The following is a 15,744-nucleotide window of genomic DNA, read 5'->3' as shown; positions in this document are numbered from 1 at the left end:
TTGATGATCAGCCGGCCCGCAGGAACCGGATCGCCTCGTCGCGCCGGAAGAGATAGAGCAGCGTCCTGAGCGCCTGACCGCGTTCCGACGTCAGTTCCGGATCCCTGTCTATGACATAGGCGGCATCCTTGCGCGCCATCTCCAGGAGGTCGGCATGCGACTCGAGGCTTGCGATGAGGAAACCCGGCGTGCCGGACTGCCGCGTGCCGAGAAGCTCGCCTTCGCCGCGCAGCTTCAGGTCCTCCTCGGCGATCAGGAAGCCGTCTTCGCTTTCACGCAGGACCGAAAGACGCGCGCGCCCTGCTTCGCTGAGCGGGCTCTTGTACAAAAGGATGCAGGTCGAAGCTTCGTCGCCGCGCCCTACGCGGCCGCGTAACTGGTGCAGCTGCGCAAGGCCGAAGCGTTCGGCGTGCTCGATGACCATGATAGTTGCATCCGGCACGTCCACGCCCACCTCGACGACCGTCGTGGCCACGAGCAAACGGATTTCACCGTTCTTGAAGGCGAGCATGACGGCGTCCTTGTCCGGCCCTGCCATGCGCCCGTGCACCAGGCCGACATCCTTGCCGAACCGTCGAGCAAGGCTCTGGTAGCGCTCATCGGCGGACATGGCGTCGGTCTCCTCGGACTCCTCGACGAGCGGGCAGATCCAATAGGCCTTCTTGCCCTGCCGGAGCGCTGCGTCGAGCCTTTCCACAATCTCCTCCGTACGTTCGTTCGGTATCGTGACGGTCTGGATCGGCTTGCGCCCTGCCGGCTTCTCGGTGAGCTTGGATACATCCATGTCGCCGAAGGCGGCGAGCACGAGTGTTCTCGGAATTGGCGTCGCGGTCATGACGAGCATGTGCGGAGATATCCCCTTGGCCGTCAGCCGCAGCCTCTGATGCACGCCGAAACGATGCTGCTCGTCGACCACGGCGAGGACGAGCCGGCGATAGATCACGGCGTCCTGGAAGAGTGCGTGTGTGCCGATGACCATCTGCGTGTCGCCGGAGGCAATGCGTTCCAGTATCGCGTCCCGTTCCTTGCCCTTCGTCCTGCCGGTGAGGATATCGATCGTGATGCCCGCCGGCGCGGCCATCCGCGAAAGCGTGGCGTGGTGCTGCCGCGCGAGAATTTCCGTCGGCGCCATCAGCACGGCCTGGCCGCCGGATTCCACCGCCGCCAGCATCGCCATCAAGGCCACGGCCGTCTTGCCGGAGCCGACGTCTCCCTGCAGCAGCCGCAGCATGCGGTCGGCTCCGGACATGTCGGCAAGGATCTCGTCGACGGCCGCCGACTGGCTTTTCGTCAAGGAGAAAGGCAGGGCGGCGATTACCGGACCGCTCAACTGGCCGGTCGGATGAATCGGTGTACCGGCGACTTTGCGCAATCGCTGGCGAACCAGCGAGAGCGAAAGCTGCCCCGCCAGGAACTCATCATAGGCGATCCGGCGGCGCGCGGGCGCCTGTGCGTCGACATCGGTTTCGTCCCGCGGTTCATGCAGGCGCTGGAAGCTTTCTTTGGCGCTCTTGAAGCCCTGTTGGCGCAGAAGTGCCTCATCCAGCCATTCCGGCAGGTCCGGGACGCGTGCCACTGCCGCCTCGATCGACTTACGAAGGGGCCGCGAGGTCAGGCCCGCCGTCAGCCCGTAGACAGGCTCGACGAGCGGCATGTTCTCCGATTCGGCCGCACGGACCATGTAGTCCGGGTGGACCATGGAAGCCCGCCCGTTGAACCAGTCCACCTTGCCGCTGACGATCACCGTCTCATCGATGGGCAGGGCCTTCTCGAGCCAGTTCCCCCTGACGCGAAAGAAGGTGAGCGCCAGTTCGCCGGTCTTGTCGTGGAGAAAGACGCGATAGGGCGCGTTCGATCTGCCGCCGGGAGCCGGTTGGTGCCGGTCGACACGTCCGGTGATGGTGACGATCGACCCATCGGGGGCATAGGCGATTCCGGGTTGGCGGCGACGATCGATCAGCGAATGAGGGATATGGAAGACAAGATCGACCACGCGGCAGTCTTCGACCGTCTCGCGCCCGAGCAGGCGCGCGTAAAGTTCGCCGGTCTTCGGGCCGATGCCGGGCAAGGTGTCGAGGGGCGAAAACAGCGGATCGAGCAGGGCAGGGCGCATAGCAATGAAATTGCGACGATAATTCCGCCTTTGGCAAGGCTGACAACCCGCTTTCCAGCGTTTATAGAGCCCATGATCTCGATCCGCCGGAGCGGCGGAGGCAGGAAGGACATCCCATGACCGGCATTTCGCGCACGAGCGCCGATCTCGACCCGCGTCGGCGCAGGATTCTTTTCCGCGCGTGGCACCGCGGCATCCGCGAGATGGACCTGATCCTCGGCCAGTTCGCCGAGGCGGAGCTCGCCACCTTGTCCGAAGCGGAGCTCGACGAACTCGAAGCAATCATGGGGGAGGAGGACAACGACCTCGTCCGCTGGATCACCGGAGAAAAACCGCTGCCCGAGCGTTATGCGACCGAACTCTTCTTCCGGATCGCTGCCTATCGCCCGGATTTCGCCCCGGTTCGCCACGAAACGAAGTAGACATGACGATGATACCTGGCCTCGACCCTAGGAAGATACTTGCGGCGACGCGGGAAATTACGATCGGCCCGGTTCCAACGGGCGCCGAGGCGCTCGTGCTCGCCGAACTTGCCAGGGCCGGGGCACCCGTCGCCTATATCCTCTCCGATGGCCAGAAGGTCGCCGACCTGGAACAGGTGCTCGGTTTCGTTGCTCCCGACATTCCGGTCCTGACGCTGCCCGGTTGGGACTGTCTGCCTTACGACCGCGTCTCGCCGAGCGCCGACACCTCGGCGCGCCGGCTCGCCGCGCTGAGCGCGTTGATCGCCCACCGCAGGAAACCGCATCCGGCGATCGTGCTCGTCACCATCAATGCAGCGCTGCAGAGGATCTCACCGCAGGATGTGATCGAAAGCCTGGCCTTCACGGCACGGCCCGGCAACCAGATCCGCATGGACGACCTTGCCGCCCGGCTCGAGCGAAACGGCTTCGAGCGGGTCCCGACCGTGCGCGAGATGGGCGAATTCGCCGTACGGGGAGGCATCCTGGATGTCTATGTACCCGGCAGCGGCGAGCCTTTGCGCCTCGACTTCTTCGGCGACACGCTCGAGGCGATCCGGTCCTTCGACCCCGCAAGCCAGCGCACGATCGGGCAGGTCCGCTCCCTCGACCTCAATCCGATGAGCGAGGTATCCCTGACGCCCGAGACGATCAGCCACTTCCGAAAGCAGTATCTTTCTCTCTTCGGAGCGGCGACGCGCGACGATGCGCTTTATCAGGCCGTGTCGGAGGGACGGCGCTATGCCGGCATGGAGCATTGGCTGCCGCTTTTCTACGATCGGCTCGAAACGGTCTTCGACTATCTCGGCGGCTTTCGCATCGTCACCGACCACCTGGCGCGCGAGGCCGCGGCAGAGCGCTCGAAGCTCGTTCTCGACTATTACGACGCCCGCCTCGCTTCGGCTTCGCCGGGCAAGTCTCAGGTCACCCAGAGCACGCCCTACAAGCCCGTGCCGCCGGACATGCTCTATCTCAATGCGAAAGGTTTCGGCGAAGCCCTGAATGATCGCAATGCGATCCGCCTCTCGCCCTTTACCGAACACGAGGGCGAAGCCCGCCAGGTCGTGAACATCGAAGCGCGTCAGGGCCTGCGTTGGGCCAAGCCGGCGGGCGAGGCCGATACCGATGGCACCCGCACCAACGTTTTCGATCAGGCCGTGAAGCATATCGCCGAGAAGCGGGCAAAAGGCGCCAAGGTCATCGTGTCCGGCTGGACCGAAGGCTCGCTCGACCGGCTGCTTCAGGTTCTGGCCGAGCATGGTCTCGCCAATATCCGTCCGGTCAAGGCGCTCGCGGATATCGGTTCGCTCAAGCCGGGCGAGGCCGCATCCGCGGTTCTAAGCCTCGAAGCGGGATTTGAGACGGGTGACCTCGTCGTCATCGGCGAGCAGGACATTCTCGGCGACCGTCTGGTTCGCCGCTCCAAGCGCCGCAAGCGAGGCGCGGATTTCATCGCGGAAGTGACCGGTCTCGACGAGGGCAGTTATGTCGTGCACGCCGAGCACGGCATCGGGCGCTTCGTCGGCCTCAGGACGATCGAGGCCGCCGGCGCGCCGCATGACTGCCTCGAGCTCGTTTATGCGGACGATGCCAAGCTTTTCCTCCCGGTGGAAAACATCGAGCTTCTGTCGCGCTATGGCTCGGAAGGAACCGATGCGGTCCTCGACAAGCTCGGCGGTGTCGCCTGGCAGGCGCGCAAGGCCAAGCTCAAAAAGCGGCTGCTCGATATGGCCGGCGGCCTCATCCGCATTGCTGCCGAAAGACATACGCGCCATGCGCCGGTCCTTGCGGCACAGGACGGTGTCTACGACGAATTCGCCGCCCGCTTCCCCTATGACGAGACCGAGGACCAATTGAACTCGATCGATGCCGTCCGCGACGATCTCGGCCGCGGCCGGCCCATGGACCGTCTCGTGTGCGGCGATGTCGGCTTCGGCAAGACGGAGGTGGCGCTGCGTGCCGCTTTCATCGCGGCGATGAACGGCGTACAGGTCGCCGTGGTCGTGCCGACGACCCTGCTTGCGCGGCAGCACTACAAGACCTTCTCCGATCGTTTCCGCGGCTTGCCGATCCGAATTCAGCAGGCCTCGCGACTGGTCAGCGCGAAGGATCTGGCGCTCACGAAGAAAGAGGTCGCCGATGGCAAGACGGACATCGTGGTCGGCACGCACGCGCTGCTCGGCTCGTCGATCAAATTCGCCAATCTGGGCCTGCTCATCATCGATGAGGAGCAGCATTTCGGTGTCAAGCACAAGGAGCGCCTGAAAGAGCTGAAGAGCGATGTGCACGTTCTCACGCTCTCGGCGACACCCATTCCGCGGACGCTGCAGCTTGCCCTCACCGGAGTGCGCGAACTGTCGCTGATCACGACGCCGCCGGTCGACCGCATGGCGGTGCGCACCTTCATCTCGCCCTTCGATGCTTTGGTGATCCGTGAAACTTTGATGCGCGAGCACTACCGCGGCGGCCAGAGCTTCTATGTCTGTCCGCGGGTGAGCGATCTTCCGGAAATCCATGATTTCCTGAAATCCGACGTGCCGGAACTGAAAGTTGCCGTGGCACACGGGCAAATGCCGGCGACCGAGCTCGAAGACATCATGAACGCCTTCTACGAAGGGCGCTACGATGTGCTCCTCTCGACGACGATCGTTGAGTCTGGTCTCGACGTGCCGACCGCCAACACCCTGATTGTGCATCGTGCCGATATGTTCGGCCTTGCCCAGCTCTATCAGCTGCGCGGCCGGGTAGGGCGCTCCAAGGTCCGCGCCTTCGCGCTCTTCACGCTTCCCGTCAACAAGACGTTGACCGGGCCGGCGGAACGACGCCTGAAGGTCCTTCAATCGCTTGACACGCTTGGAGCCGGGTTCCAGCTCGCCAGCCACGACCTCGACATCCGCGGAGCGGGCAACCTGCTCGGCGAGGAACAGTCGGGTCACATCAAGGAGGTCGGCTTCGAGCTCTACCAGCAGATGCTCGAGGAGGCGGTTGCCGAACTCAAGGGCGAGGAGGAGATCCACGATACCGGCTGGTCGCCGCAGATATCGGTCGGAACCCCGGTGATGATCCCGGAGGAGTATGTGCCGGACCTCAATCTGCGGCTCGGCCTTTATCGGCGCCTGGGCGAGCTGACCGACCTCAAGGAGATCGACGGCTTCGGTGCAGAGCTGATCGACCGTTTCGGGCCGCTGCCGACGGAGGTACAGCACCTTCTGAAGATCGTCTACGTCAAGTCGCTCTGCCGCACGGCGAATGTCGAAAAGCTCGATGCCGGACCGAAGGGCGTCGTGGTCCAGTTCCGCAACAAGGAATTTCCCAATCCCGCGGCACTCGTGGGCTACATCGCGAAACAGGGAACAATCGCCAAGATCCGTCCGGACCAAAGCATCTTCTTCCAGCGCGACCTCGCAACGCCGGAGAAACGGCTTTCCGGCGCCGCGATGGTGATGACGCAGCTTGCAGCGCTCGCCAGAGCCGGATGAGGAAAGGTGTGCGCGGTTGATCGCGACCACCAATTTCGTATACCCGTTCCGGACGGCGACACCGTGCTGCGATCATTCGTCCGCGGCGGGCCAATTGTTGGACGGTTCTTCGATGACCTGTTCGCTGACGGAGTCGGCGGGATCCGGGTCTCGCTCGTAGGCGAGCCGAAGCTGTCCAATCTCGTCAAGAATGGCGGCGTAGACATCCTGTTGGCGCGCGCCGACAACGACGGCGGCGTCGACCAGTTTTTCCAGTTCGAGGCGCAGATCGGCACGCCAATCATTCATTGTCATCGACCTTGCTCCTCAGCTCCATCTGAAAGTTCGATCCAGGCCGGCGCGTGATCGCTTGTGTGCTCCCATCCCCGGACATGCTTGTCGACCCCCGCAGCCGAAAGCCTCTTGGCGACATCCGGGCTGAGCAGGAAATGGTCGATGCGGAGGCCGGCATCCCTCACGAAGGCATTTCGGAAGTAGTCCCAAAAGGTATAGACGCGTTCGCGGGGATGAAGCTGCCGGAGGGCATCCGTCCAGCCCTGTCCAAGCAGACGATGATAAGCGTCTCTGACCTCGACGCGGAACAGCGCGTCGTTCACCCAACGCTCCGGTTTGTAGACATCGAGCTCCGTCGGCATGACGTTGTAGTCGCCAGCGAGGATCACCGGGACGTCGAGTTCCAGCAGCTCTGCCGCGTAGGCCGTCAGCCTGTGGAACCATGCCAGCTTGTATTCGAACTTCGGTCCCGGATAGGGATTCCCGTTGGGCAGATAAAGGCAGCCGATCACGATGCCATCGATGGCTGCCTCGATATAACGGCTGTGGGTATCGTCCGGATCACCAGGCAGGCCCTTGCGCGTCAGCATTGGCTCCCTGTCTCTGGCGAGGATCGCCACGCCGTTCCAACTCTTCTGGCCGTGCCAGATCGCCCCGTATCCGGCAGCCTCGATGGCTTTGACGGGGAACTTCGGGTCTGGTGCCTTCAGTTCCTGAAGGCAGACGACGTCGGGTGACGCCTCCTCCAGCCACCGCAGCAGGACTTCCAGACGGCCATTCACCCCGTTGACGTTATAGGTGGCGATCTTCACGGAGCTAGTTCTTGCGATCGCCCTTGTCGCCCTGGCCGGGCTTGGCATCGTGTTTCGCCTTCTGTTTCCTGTCCGAAGACAGGGAACGGCCGACATCCACCGATTGTTTGAACTTCCCGCTTTCGTCGCGCCGCACGTAGCGCTTGTCGGTCCCGGTATCGATGAGTTCGCGCTTCGACATCACTGCCTCCGTTCGTCAGGTCGCCCGACAGAACGCACGGAAAGCCGAAAAGTTACCACTGGCCGCCGCGACATAAGCTTTCCTGTGATCCGGCTTGTCCGGCGTGGACCACATGGGGTTGCAGTATATGGCTCCCGCTTGGCTCTCCCCAGCACGCAATGTCGGCCGCGTTTCATTTCACTCCGCCGGATGGTCCGGCGAGTGACTCGACGTGATGGACGTAATTCCGCCGCGTGTTCTGATCGACGAGGGCAGCGGGAGCGGCAACGACCAGTCCCGCGGCCGTTCCGACGGAATGGGCGGCCCCGGCGGTCGCCGCCACGATATGGTCCCCGAGCCCCAGGCGACTGTCGGTCAAGGTCTGGCCGCTGGACAGGCGGCTGCCGATCAGTCGTACGATTTCGGGCGACTCCGCGAACTTGGTGTGGTGCAGATTGTCGCCTGCCTTGATTTTGGTGAGGTCGACGACGGTAATCCCATTCGCCGCCAGCTCCTCCTTGTAGGGCGACTGCTCCGGATCGATCGCTCCCAGCCGGGAGACATTTCCCCATACGCGACGGGAAACGGCGAGCGCACGGTCGTCACGCGAGACGAAGAGGGTGAAGCGCGGCCGTTGCTTGCCCATGTCGGTGATCTGCGAACCGAAGACGTCGACATCGACGTCGGGCGCCGCCAGCATGACATTCCTGAACTTTGCCGGCAGCCCGTCATTGCGGATGGCCATCTGGCGCAAGGACTCCAGCGCCAGCCAATTTCCCATCGAATGTGCCAGGATCGAGACTTCCTTCACCTCGGGATCACGCGCGAGATATTGGAATAACCGTTCTACTGCGTTGCGAGTATAGTTGGTGCTTTCGCGATCATAGCCATAGGCCAGCAGACTCCCGCGTGACGGCCATGTCGCGAGCACCGGGACACTGCGCGCGCCCGAGTCATGGACGATCTGCGCGAAACGGAAAACCGCATCCTCGAAATGGTTGTTGAACCCGTGGATAAAGACAAGGACACTGCCGTCCGGGCTCTTGCGCACCTGGCTGTTCAACCATTTTTCGGCCGCACCGCGGTCGATTTCCTCAGCCTTCAGTGTTGCGAAATCCGTCTCGGGATTCGGTGGAAGCTTGCGCGGCCAGGCGACTTCGCCGGCCTTGCGGACTGTGTCGGACGGAATAGACACGGTGATGTCTGCGAATGTCGGGCTAAGCGCGCGCTCGCCGCTGAACATCTCGCCCGGTTTTTCCGCCCTGCCTCGGGTGGTGGTGACCAGCATCTCGACTTGAGTGGCCGACGGATTGGCCGCCACCGGCTCGAGCACCCCTGTCGGGCGGCCCGCACATGCGGAGAGCAGCATCAGGCACAAGGCGCACGGCAAAGACGGCCGTGATGGTACGCCGCCCCTGGCGTTCCGGGTAAGGTGCCGCGCCAAATCGATTACTCCTGTAAAATACCGTATTCACGCCGGCAGGAAGAGGAGCGGCGACCGAACAATTCGCCGCTCCCAGTTCTCAGCGCCCAATACAGACATCAACTCACCTTCTTCACGGGCGGTATCGTCCAGGAACCATCGATAATGGAGGGATTGCCCTCGTCAGGCCAATACAGGCGCATCATGAGGATAAATTTTCCCTGGGGGGCCGGCAGCCAGTTTGATTCCATGTCCGATCCGGGGGATTCATGCTGAATCAGCAGGTCGATCGAGCCATCCGGATTGGCCTTGAGCGGTTGCCGAGCGCTGATCGAATAGCGATTGAGCGGATTGTCGACGAAGAAGTACTCCGCATCATACATGGTCAATGACCAGAAACCCGAAACCGGCGGCGTAAGCCCTTTCTTGAAAGTCAGGAGGTATTTTTCGGATCCATCGTATGCCCGCTTGATCACGCCGCTGTCGGACTTCAGCGAGGTGGGGTAGATCGCATCCTGTGGCCGGTTTGCCCCAAGCCCGATCGCGGTGATCAAGGCACGCTGGAGATAATTTGTGCCGTAGATGCCTGTTTTCGTGGTGAAGCCCCAGCCGTCGATGTCCTGAACGTCGCCATCGCTGAATTTGAAGTGCATCATGATGCGCGCAAAACCGACCTCGGGGACGCGCTTTGCGAAGGCTGGATCGAACTTGGTCTTGTCGAAATCCCGGCCGGGAACGATGCCCAACTCAGCAAGCTTGGCCACCATGGGCGCATCTGCGTCGGTGGGCGGATTCCGTTTCAAGAGTTCGGCGAACAGCGTGAAGTATTCGACGGCGTCCATCTTGTTGACTTGCTCGCGAACGGCGGTCTTCATGTCGATCGCCGGATCGACCTTGCCCTTGGGCGCGGTCCAGTCTTTCCCCCAGGCGCTCAAGGGGTAGAGCTTCACTTCATCCTGCAGCTTGTGGACTTCGGCGTAGTCTTCTGGGGTTCCGGTGCAGTAGATGCGCCCGAGCAACCAGACGATGCTCGTCGGAGACTTGTATTGCTTGACCCCTTCCGGGAGCGCGCCTTCCCATCCGGGACCGGTAACCACGAAGGTCTGTGCCCCCGTGCCCGTGGTCCGCTTTCCGGGAACGTCGAACACGGTCGTCCAGCCGTCCAACATCGGAAACAGGGCATAGCGATCGTTCAGGTCGGGCAGGCTGACCACCCACGGTTCATCACCGACGTCGAAGAATGCGGTCGTATAGAGCGTATCGGCGTTGGGCGCCGTCACGTCCCGGAACTTGGCGTCCGGGTATCGGCGCAGCTTGATGATATGCCCCATCGGGCCTCGGGTTCCTTCGGTCTCGGCGACGTTGGTGATCACACGCCTGGTGATCTCCATGGTCACAAGAGGATAGGCATAGATGTAAGCCTCCACGGCCGAAGCAAACTCGTCGAGACCCTCCGGCAAATTCGCGACCAGCCCATCGCGGGCGGTCGCCGGCGAACCTATGGAGCCCGCTGCCATCAGGCCGAGACCGGCCACCGTCAACTCACGGCGCGTAATATTCATTGTACCCTCCGAAAAAATAGATTTGTGACGAAATGCTTCAAGCTCAGTCGATGCAGACCCCGGCGTAACGCCGCCATAAGGTTGGTAATAGACCCCGAAAACGCCGGAGGAACTCTGCTATGGACAACTTAATCGCGAAAGACTTCCAACGAAGTTGCATACTGCTATAGTGCGTGTATTTCGTCTTGCCTTTTCATGCCAAGTTTGGTCCCCGAATGTTGAATTCTGCACCCTCGATCAGGATCAGGGCTTTCCTGCCAATTGCGCCCTATCTGGCCCGGCGCGGTGTCTCGGCAATCGAATTCTGCGAACGCCTCGGCATCTCGCCGAACGTGTTCCAGAACGCAGACGGCTGGCTTCCCCGTGCCCAGTGCTTTCACATGGCCAACGAGCTGGCGAAGGTTGCGGCGGACCCGTTCGCGGGCGCGCATGTCGGCTTCATGACTGAACTCCGCGATCTCGGCGTGTGGGGACAATCGGTTCTCGCGGCGAGAGACGTGGCCGCCGCATGCGCGCTCGCGACCGTCAATGTGCCTACGATCCACCGCGGATCGGAGGTACGCTTCATGACGGAAGGCAAAACCGCTCGAATCGTCTTCCGCTTCGCGGACCGTTACGAGTTCGATCCCCGGCAGTTCATCTTCGGCAGCCTGGCGGTACTTCGCAAAGTGCCGCTTATGGCCGGCGAACCCTCCGCAATAAGGGTTCGGCTGACAGCTTCGAGGATGCTCGGAAACGGGGCGCTGGAGGAGTGCCTGGGGTCCAACATCGAAACGGGATGCGATCACGATATGATCGAGTTCGATCGGGAACTGCTCGACTTTCCTCTCAAAACCGCCGGAATTCGGCCTTCGAAGGCGACAGAGGCCCTAGCTTCCGCGGTAGAGGCGGCGAAGATGCTCAGCGAAAGGCTGTCCGATGGTCATGCGCTTGGACTGGAGACCGTCGCGAGAACCCTTGGCATGTCGCCTCGGTCCCTTCAGCGGCGCCTCAAGTTTTGCGGAGTCGATTTCGAAGAGTTGCTTGATGACACGCGCCGCAGTGAGGCAATCCGGCTGATCTGCGAAGGTGTTCATAGCATGACCGACATCGCCTTAAGGGTGGGCTACAGTGATTCCGCGCATTTCACCCGCGCGTTCAAACGCTGGACGGGAGTAGCGCCATCCCGCTTCCGGAAATGATCGGAAATGACCGGCTGTAGCTATCCCCGCGGAAAAGAAGGTTCTCCCGATGCAGTGAAACGCCGCCGTTCCACGCGGAATTTGCTCTCTACGCAAGCTCAGTGGGCCGGATGCTCGGCCTTCATCTGCGCAATCTCGCGCAAAGCGCTGGTCAGCACCTCGACCGACTGCGCCCCCATCACCGCATATTGCTGCTCGATGATGAAGCAGGGAACGCCGGTCACGCCGATTTCCCGGGCCATGCCGATTTCCTGCCTTACGGCGTCCTTATCGGCGTCTGAGGCGAGGAGAGCCGCGATAACCGGCCTTTCGAGGCCGGCCTGTTCGGCGATGTGGAGGAGGACGGCGTGGTCGCCGAGGTTGCGACCCTCTTCGAAATTCGCCTTGAACAGCAGGCTCACCACCTGGTCCTGCGCCGCTTCGCCGCCGGTCGCGGCCCAGCGGATCAGCCGGTGCGCATCGAGCGTATTCGGGCTGACCCTGACGGCATCGAAATCGAAGGCGATGCCGTCTTCCACACCGAGGCCTTCGAGCATCCGGTGCGCCTCGTCGACGGCCGCTTGACCGCCGAGCTTGGCCGCCAGGTGCTCTTTATGGTCGACGCCTTCCGGCGGCAGATCGGGATTGAGCTGGTAGGGACGCCACTGGATAGCGACGTTGATCTCGCCGGCGACATTGGCGATCGCCTGGTCGAGGCGATTCTTGCCGAGATAGCACCAGGGGCATACGACGTCCGAGACGATATCGATATTGACGGTTTCCATGGTGCCGGCCTTTCGCTTTACCAAAACTGCGACATAGGCCGGCTGGAAACATCTTTCAATGCATCAGCGAACGGTGCCTGCCTACTGAACACGCTCGTCCCACCAACTCGGCAACTGATAACCGTAAAGCGGTACCGTCGTCGGCCGGCCGATATGCTTCCACCGGGCAATCCATTGCGCATCGAGATGGTAAAGCGGAACAAGATAAGAATTGTTGACGAGGAGCCGGTCGTGCGCACGAACGGCGGCGGTGAAATCCTCGGGGTTGCGTGCCTGCAGGATGTTGTTGATCAGTTTATCAACGTCCTTGTCGGCGACGCCGGCGAAGTTGTCGCTGCCTTGCCTGTCCCGAGTTTGCGAACTCCAGCGATTGATCTGTTCGAGACCGGGGGAGAGCGACGAGGGGAAGGACTTGATGATGACGTCGTAATCGAAGGATTGGCTGCGCAGCTGATATTGTGAATCGTCGACGGTGCGAACCCTCGCTGCGATGCCGAGCGGCGCGAGAAACCGCTGATAAGCAAGCGCAACCTTCTCCTGGCCGGCATTCTGGCTCATGATCTCGAAAGCGAGCGGCGTACCCTTGGCGTCGACCATCTTGCCGTCCTTGATGGAGTAGCCCGCTTCGCGAAGAAGCGTCACCGCTTCCCGGAGCACATTGCGATCGCGACCCGAGCCGTCCGTCACGGGGAGCCGGTAGGTGCCGTCGAGGATCGCCGGATTGATGCGCTCCCTCACGTCTCCCATGAGGTCCAGTTCACGATTGTCAGCCGCCACCCCGAGGAAGGAAAGCGACGAATTCTGCCAATAACTCTGCGTACGCGTATAGGCGCCGTCGAAGAGATTCTTGTTGACCCACTCGAAGTCGAAAACGAGAGCGAGCCCCTGCCTGAGCTTGATGTTGTCGAACATCGGCCTGCGCGTATTGAAGACGAAGCCGAGCATGCCGGACGGTGTCTTCGGCTTGAACGTTTCCTTGATCACGCCGCCGCTGCGAACGGCGGGAAAATCGTAGGCGCGGGCCCATTTCGTTGCGCTGCCTTCGGCGTAGATGTCCACCACACCCTTCTTGAAGGCTTCGAACAGGGTGTTCTCCTGCAGGAAATATTCGACGGAGATCTCATCGTAATTGTCGAGGCCCACCTTCGAGGGCAGATCCTTGGCCCAATAGTCGGGGTTGCGGCGATAGACGATCCGTTCGCCGGGCCTGACTTCCGCGACCCGGTAGGGACCGGAGCCGAGCGGTGGCTCCAGGCTCGTCCGATCGAACGTCTCGACGTCGATCGCATGCTTCGGCAGCACGGGCGAAAGTCCCAGCAACAGCGGAATCTCGCGATCGGCCTCCTCGGTGAAGGTGAAGCGCACGCTTCGTTCCCCGACCTTCTCCATCTTCGCAACCTTGGAGAGGCGGTTGCTGAAGGGTGCGCGCCCTTTGTCGCGCAACAATTCGAAGGTGAAGATCACGTCTTCGGCGGTCACCGGCCGGCCGTCGGCCCAGCGCGCCTTGGGATTGAGGTTGAACTGGATGAAGGTGCGGTCATCGTCCCATTCGACGGTTTCGGCGAGCAGGCCATACATCGTGAATGGCTCGTCCTGCGAGCGCTGCATGAGCGATTCGTAGACCAGGTTGCCAAAGCCCGGGTCCCACATGCCGCGCGCGGTCGTGCGCATGCTCTTCAAAATGAAGGGATTGAGGCTGTCGAACGTGCCGACGACCCCGTAGGCGACCTTCCCGCCCTTCTTCACCTGCGGGTTGACGTAAGGGAAGTGCTTGAAATCGGCAGGCAAGGCGGGTTCGCCATGCATGGCGATCGCATGCACGGGCGCGGCCAGAGCGCCATTGGCAAACATGCTGGCCGCCAGGAGCATCACCAGGCCGGAAACAACTGCGCGCAACTTCACCTCCCGTGGGGATTCAACAGGCCGATTCCGCGCAAGGTATCAATGCGGGAGCGCATTTCCAACCGGCGCCGGGTCGGGAAAAGAACAAAGCAGGCTCCTGCCACATCCCTCGCCGGTTCGAAAGGGCCGCTCAAAGCAAATGATTGCACAAAATCGCAACAAACACTGGATAAACCGCACGAGCCAATGTAACAGGTGTTTCCGGAATCGGGGCCATTCAAATGCCTCATTTGGCCAACAGGACAACGGCGGCTGACGATACTCACTCTGCGGAACTCTGTTCCGTGACCGGATTTCAGGAGACGGAATCACAATGATCTTCAAGTCGAACTTCACCACACGCGCGGGATTGGCAGCGCTGGCGCTTTCTTTCGCAGCAGCCGGTGCGCCGAACGTCGCATCCGCGCAGCAGGCGGGAGGCAAGCCGCCGCAGGGTTGGTTCAAGGTCTGCACCAAGCAGGAAGACAACGATGTCTGCATCGTCCAGAACCTGCTCACCGCCAATAACGGCCAGCTGGTGACGGCCGTCGGCCTCATTACCGTCTCCGGCAAGGTCAATCGCAAGGTCATGCAGGTTTCCGTACCGTCCGCGCGCATGATCCCGCCCGGCGTTCAAATGCAGATCGACGGCGGCAAGGGCGTCAAGCTCGACTACGCGATCTGCATGCCGGACAAGTGCGTTGCCGAAGCGCCGCTCTCCGACGCGCTTATCGCGCAGCTGAAGAAGGGCAACGAGGTCGTCTTCACCTCCGTCAACTTCCAGCGCGCTCCGAACCCCATCAAGATGACGCTCGAAGGCTTCACCGGCGTTTTCGACGGCGAGCCGATCGAGCAGTCCCAGCTTGAAGAGCGTCAGCGCCTGCTGCAGGAAGAGATGCAGAAGAAGGCAGAAGACGCCCGCAAGAAGCTGGAAGAGGCGCAGAAGGCTGCCAAGCAGCAGTAATCGTCAGCTTCTCTGAATAGGTAAAACGCCCGGGTCGGTTCACACCGAGCCGGGCGTTTTCGTACCTGCTTCCGCCGGCGAAGTTGCGGCGACTCTGCGTGTTTTCAGCCCGGCGCTGAGCGGATGCGGCAGCAACCCGCACGCACCTCTTCCTCATTCCGCTCTAATGCTGATAGGTGGCCTTCGGCTTGTAGTGTCCGGCGTCGGCCTTTTCGAACAGAGCGTCCACCTGGGGGTGTCGGATCGGCCTGTCGCTGTCATCGGAAACGAGGTTCTGTTCCGAAACATAGGCGACGTATTCGCTTTCGTCGTTCTCCGCAAACAGGTGATAGAAGGGCTGGTCCTTTTCGGGCCGGATCTCCTGCGGAATCGCATTCCACCATTCTTCGGTGTTCGCATATTCCGGGTCGACGTCGAAGACGACGCCGCGGAACGGGAACATCCGATGGCGAACCACCTGTCCGATCTCAAACTTGGCGTTTCTTTGTTTCATGACGCAACACATCCTTTCAGACAGTTATCTGGGTTGTCGCATATGGAACATCAAGAGGTCCGCGCCTCCGGTCGCGAGCCTTCCATCGGCGTCGAACTGAAAAGGCGGGCTTCGGATGAAACCCGCCTTCTTCGTTTCATCTTGCATGGACAGAACCTGTGAGGGCCGTCCGCTCCGG

13 protein-coding genes are annotated in these 15,744 nt (G+C 61.7%); 4 read left to right on the top strand and 9 right to left on the bottom strand.

Annotation, left to right across the window (positions count from 1 at the left end):
- Positions 1-7: 7 nt before the first annotated feature.
- Positions 8-2,113, bottom strand: a complete 2,106-nt coding sequence (gene recG, locus ACTJKL_RS16560) for an ATP-dependent DNA helicase RecG (RefSeq protein ID WP_440853333.1) — start codon at positions 2,111-2,113, stop codon at positions 8-10.
- A 116-nt stretch (positions 2,114-2,229) separates the two neighbouring features.
- Between recG and ACTJKL_RS16555 the strand changes: the two genes are divergently transcribed.
- Positions 2,230-2,535, top strand: a complete 306-nt coding sequence (locus ACTJKL_RS16555; RefSeq protein WP_338283042.1) for an FAD assembly factor SdhE — start codon at positions 2,230-2,232, stop codon at positions 2,533-2,535.
- Positions 2,536-2,537: 2 nt separating this feature from the next.
- The gene (mfd, locus tag ACTJKL_RS16550; RefSeq protein ID WP_440853332.1) at positions 2,538-6,053 is read left to right on the top strand and encodes a transcription-repair coupling factor; all 3,516 of its coding nucleotides are present in this window, start codon (positions 2,538-2,540) and stop codon (positions 6,051-6,053) included.
- 72 nt (positions 6,054-6,125) lie between these two features.
- Here the strand turns inward: mfd and ACTJKL_RS16545 are convergent, their stop codons facing one another.
- From ACTJKL_RS16545 to ACTJKL_RS16525, 5 genes are all read right to left on the bottom strand, one after another.
- Positions 6,126-6,347, bottom strand: coding sequence for a hypothetical protein (locus tag ACTJKL_RS16545; RefSeq protein WP_029964259.1), 222 nt, complete (start codon positions 6,345-6,347; stop codon positions 6,126-6,128).
- On the bottom strand, positions 6,344-7,138 hold the full coding sequence (xth, locus tag ACTJKL_RS16540; RefSeq protein WP_440853331.1) for an exodeoxyribonuclease III: 795 nt from the start codon (positions 7,136-7,138) through the stop codon (positions 6,344-6,346). The genes ACTJKL_RS16545 and xth overlap by 4 nt, the downstream gene beginning before the upstream one ends.
- A gap of 4 nt (positions 7,139-7,142) precedes the next feature.
- A complete protein-coding gene (locus ACTJKL_RS16535) occupies positions 7,143-7,319 on the bottom strand; it encodes a hypothetical protein (RefSeq protein WP_018094971.1) in 177 nt (58 codons plus the stop codon).
- Positions 7,320-7,491: 172 nt separating this feature from the next.
- Positions 7,492-8,742 (bottom strand): alpha/beta hydrolase, encoded by a 1,251-nt coding sequence (locus ACTJKL_RS16530; protein WP_440853330.1) that lies wholly within the window; start codon positions 8,740-8,742, stop codon positions 7,492-7,494.
- 98 nt (positions 8,743-8,840) lie between these two features.
- On the bottom strand, positions 8,841-10,283 hold the full coding sequence (locus ACTJKL_RS16525; RefSeq protein WP_379941119.1) for a DUF1254 domain-containing protein: 1,443 nt from the start codon (positions 10,281-10,283) through the stop codon (positions 8,841-8,843).
- A 260-nt stretch (positions 10,284-10,543) separates the two neighbouring features.
- Between ACTJKL_RS16525 and ACTJKL_RS16520 the strand changes: the two genes are divergently transcribed.
- Positions 10,544-11,464 carry a helix-turn-helix transcriptional regulator gene (locus ACTJKL_RS16520; RefSeq protein ID WP_440853408.1) on the top strand — a complete coding sequence of 307 codons (921 nt, stop codon included), beginning with the start codon at positions 10,544-10,546 and terminating at the stop codon, positions 11,462-11,464.
- 98 nt (positions 11,465-11,562) lie between these two features.
- Here ACTJKL_RS16520 and ACTJKL_RS16515 read toward each other — a convergent pair whose 3' ends face one another.
- Together ACTJKL_RS16515 and ACTJKL_RS16510 are read right to left on the bottom strand one after the other, a co-directional pair.
- A complete protein-coding gene (locus tag ACTJKL_RS16515; protein WP_100674225.1) occupies positions 11,563-12,228 on the bottom strand; it encodes a DsbA family oxidoreductase in 666 nt (221 codons plus the stop codon).
- A gap of 81 nt (positions 12,229-12,309) precedes the next feature.
- Positions 12,310-14,124: an extracellular solute-binding protein gene (locus tag ACTJKL_RS16510; RefSeq protein ID WP_338283044.1), complete on the bottom strand. Its 1,815-nt coding sequence runs from the start codon at positions 14,122-14,124 to the stop codon at positions 12,310-12,312.
- 319 nt (positions 14,125-14,443) lie between these two features.
- Between ACTJKL_RS16510 and ACTJKL_RS16505 the strand changes: the two genes are divergently transcribed.
- Positions 14,444-15,073, top strand: a complete 630-nt coding sequence (locus ACTJKL_RS16505) for an invasion associated locus B family protein (protein WP_100674227.1) — start codon at positions 14,444-14,446, stop codon at positions 15,071-15,073.
- Positions 15,074-15,236: 163 nt separating this feature from the next.
- Here the strand turns inward: ACTJKL_RS16505 and hspQ are convergent, their stop codons facing one another.
- Positions 15,237-15,566, bottom strand: a complete 330-nt coding sequence (gene hspQ, locus ACTJKL_RS16500) for a heat shock protein HspQ (RefSeq protein ID WP_003528052.1) — start codon at positions 15,564-15,566, stop codon at positions 15,237-15,239.
- Positions 15,567-15,744: the final 178 nt, after the last annotated feature.

The organism is Sinorhizobium sp. 22678, from assembly GCF_052044265.1.
Classification (GTDB): Bacteria; Pseudomonadota; Alphaproteobacteria; order Rhizobiales; family Rhizobiaceae; genus Sinorhizobium; species Sinorhizobium meliloti_A.
This window is presented reverse-complemented; position numbering and strand designations above follow the sequence as displayed.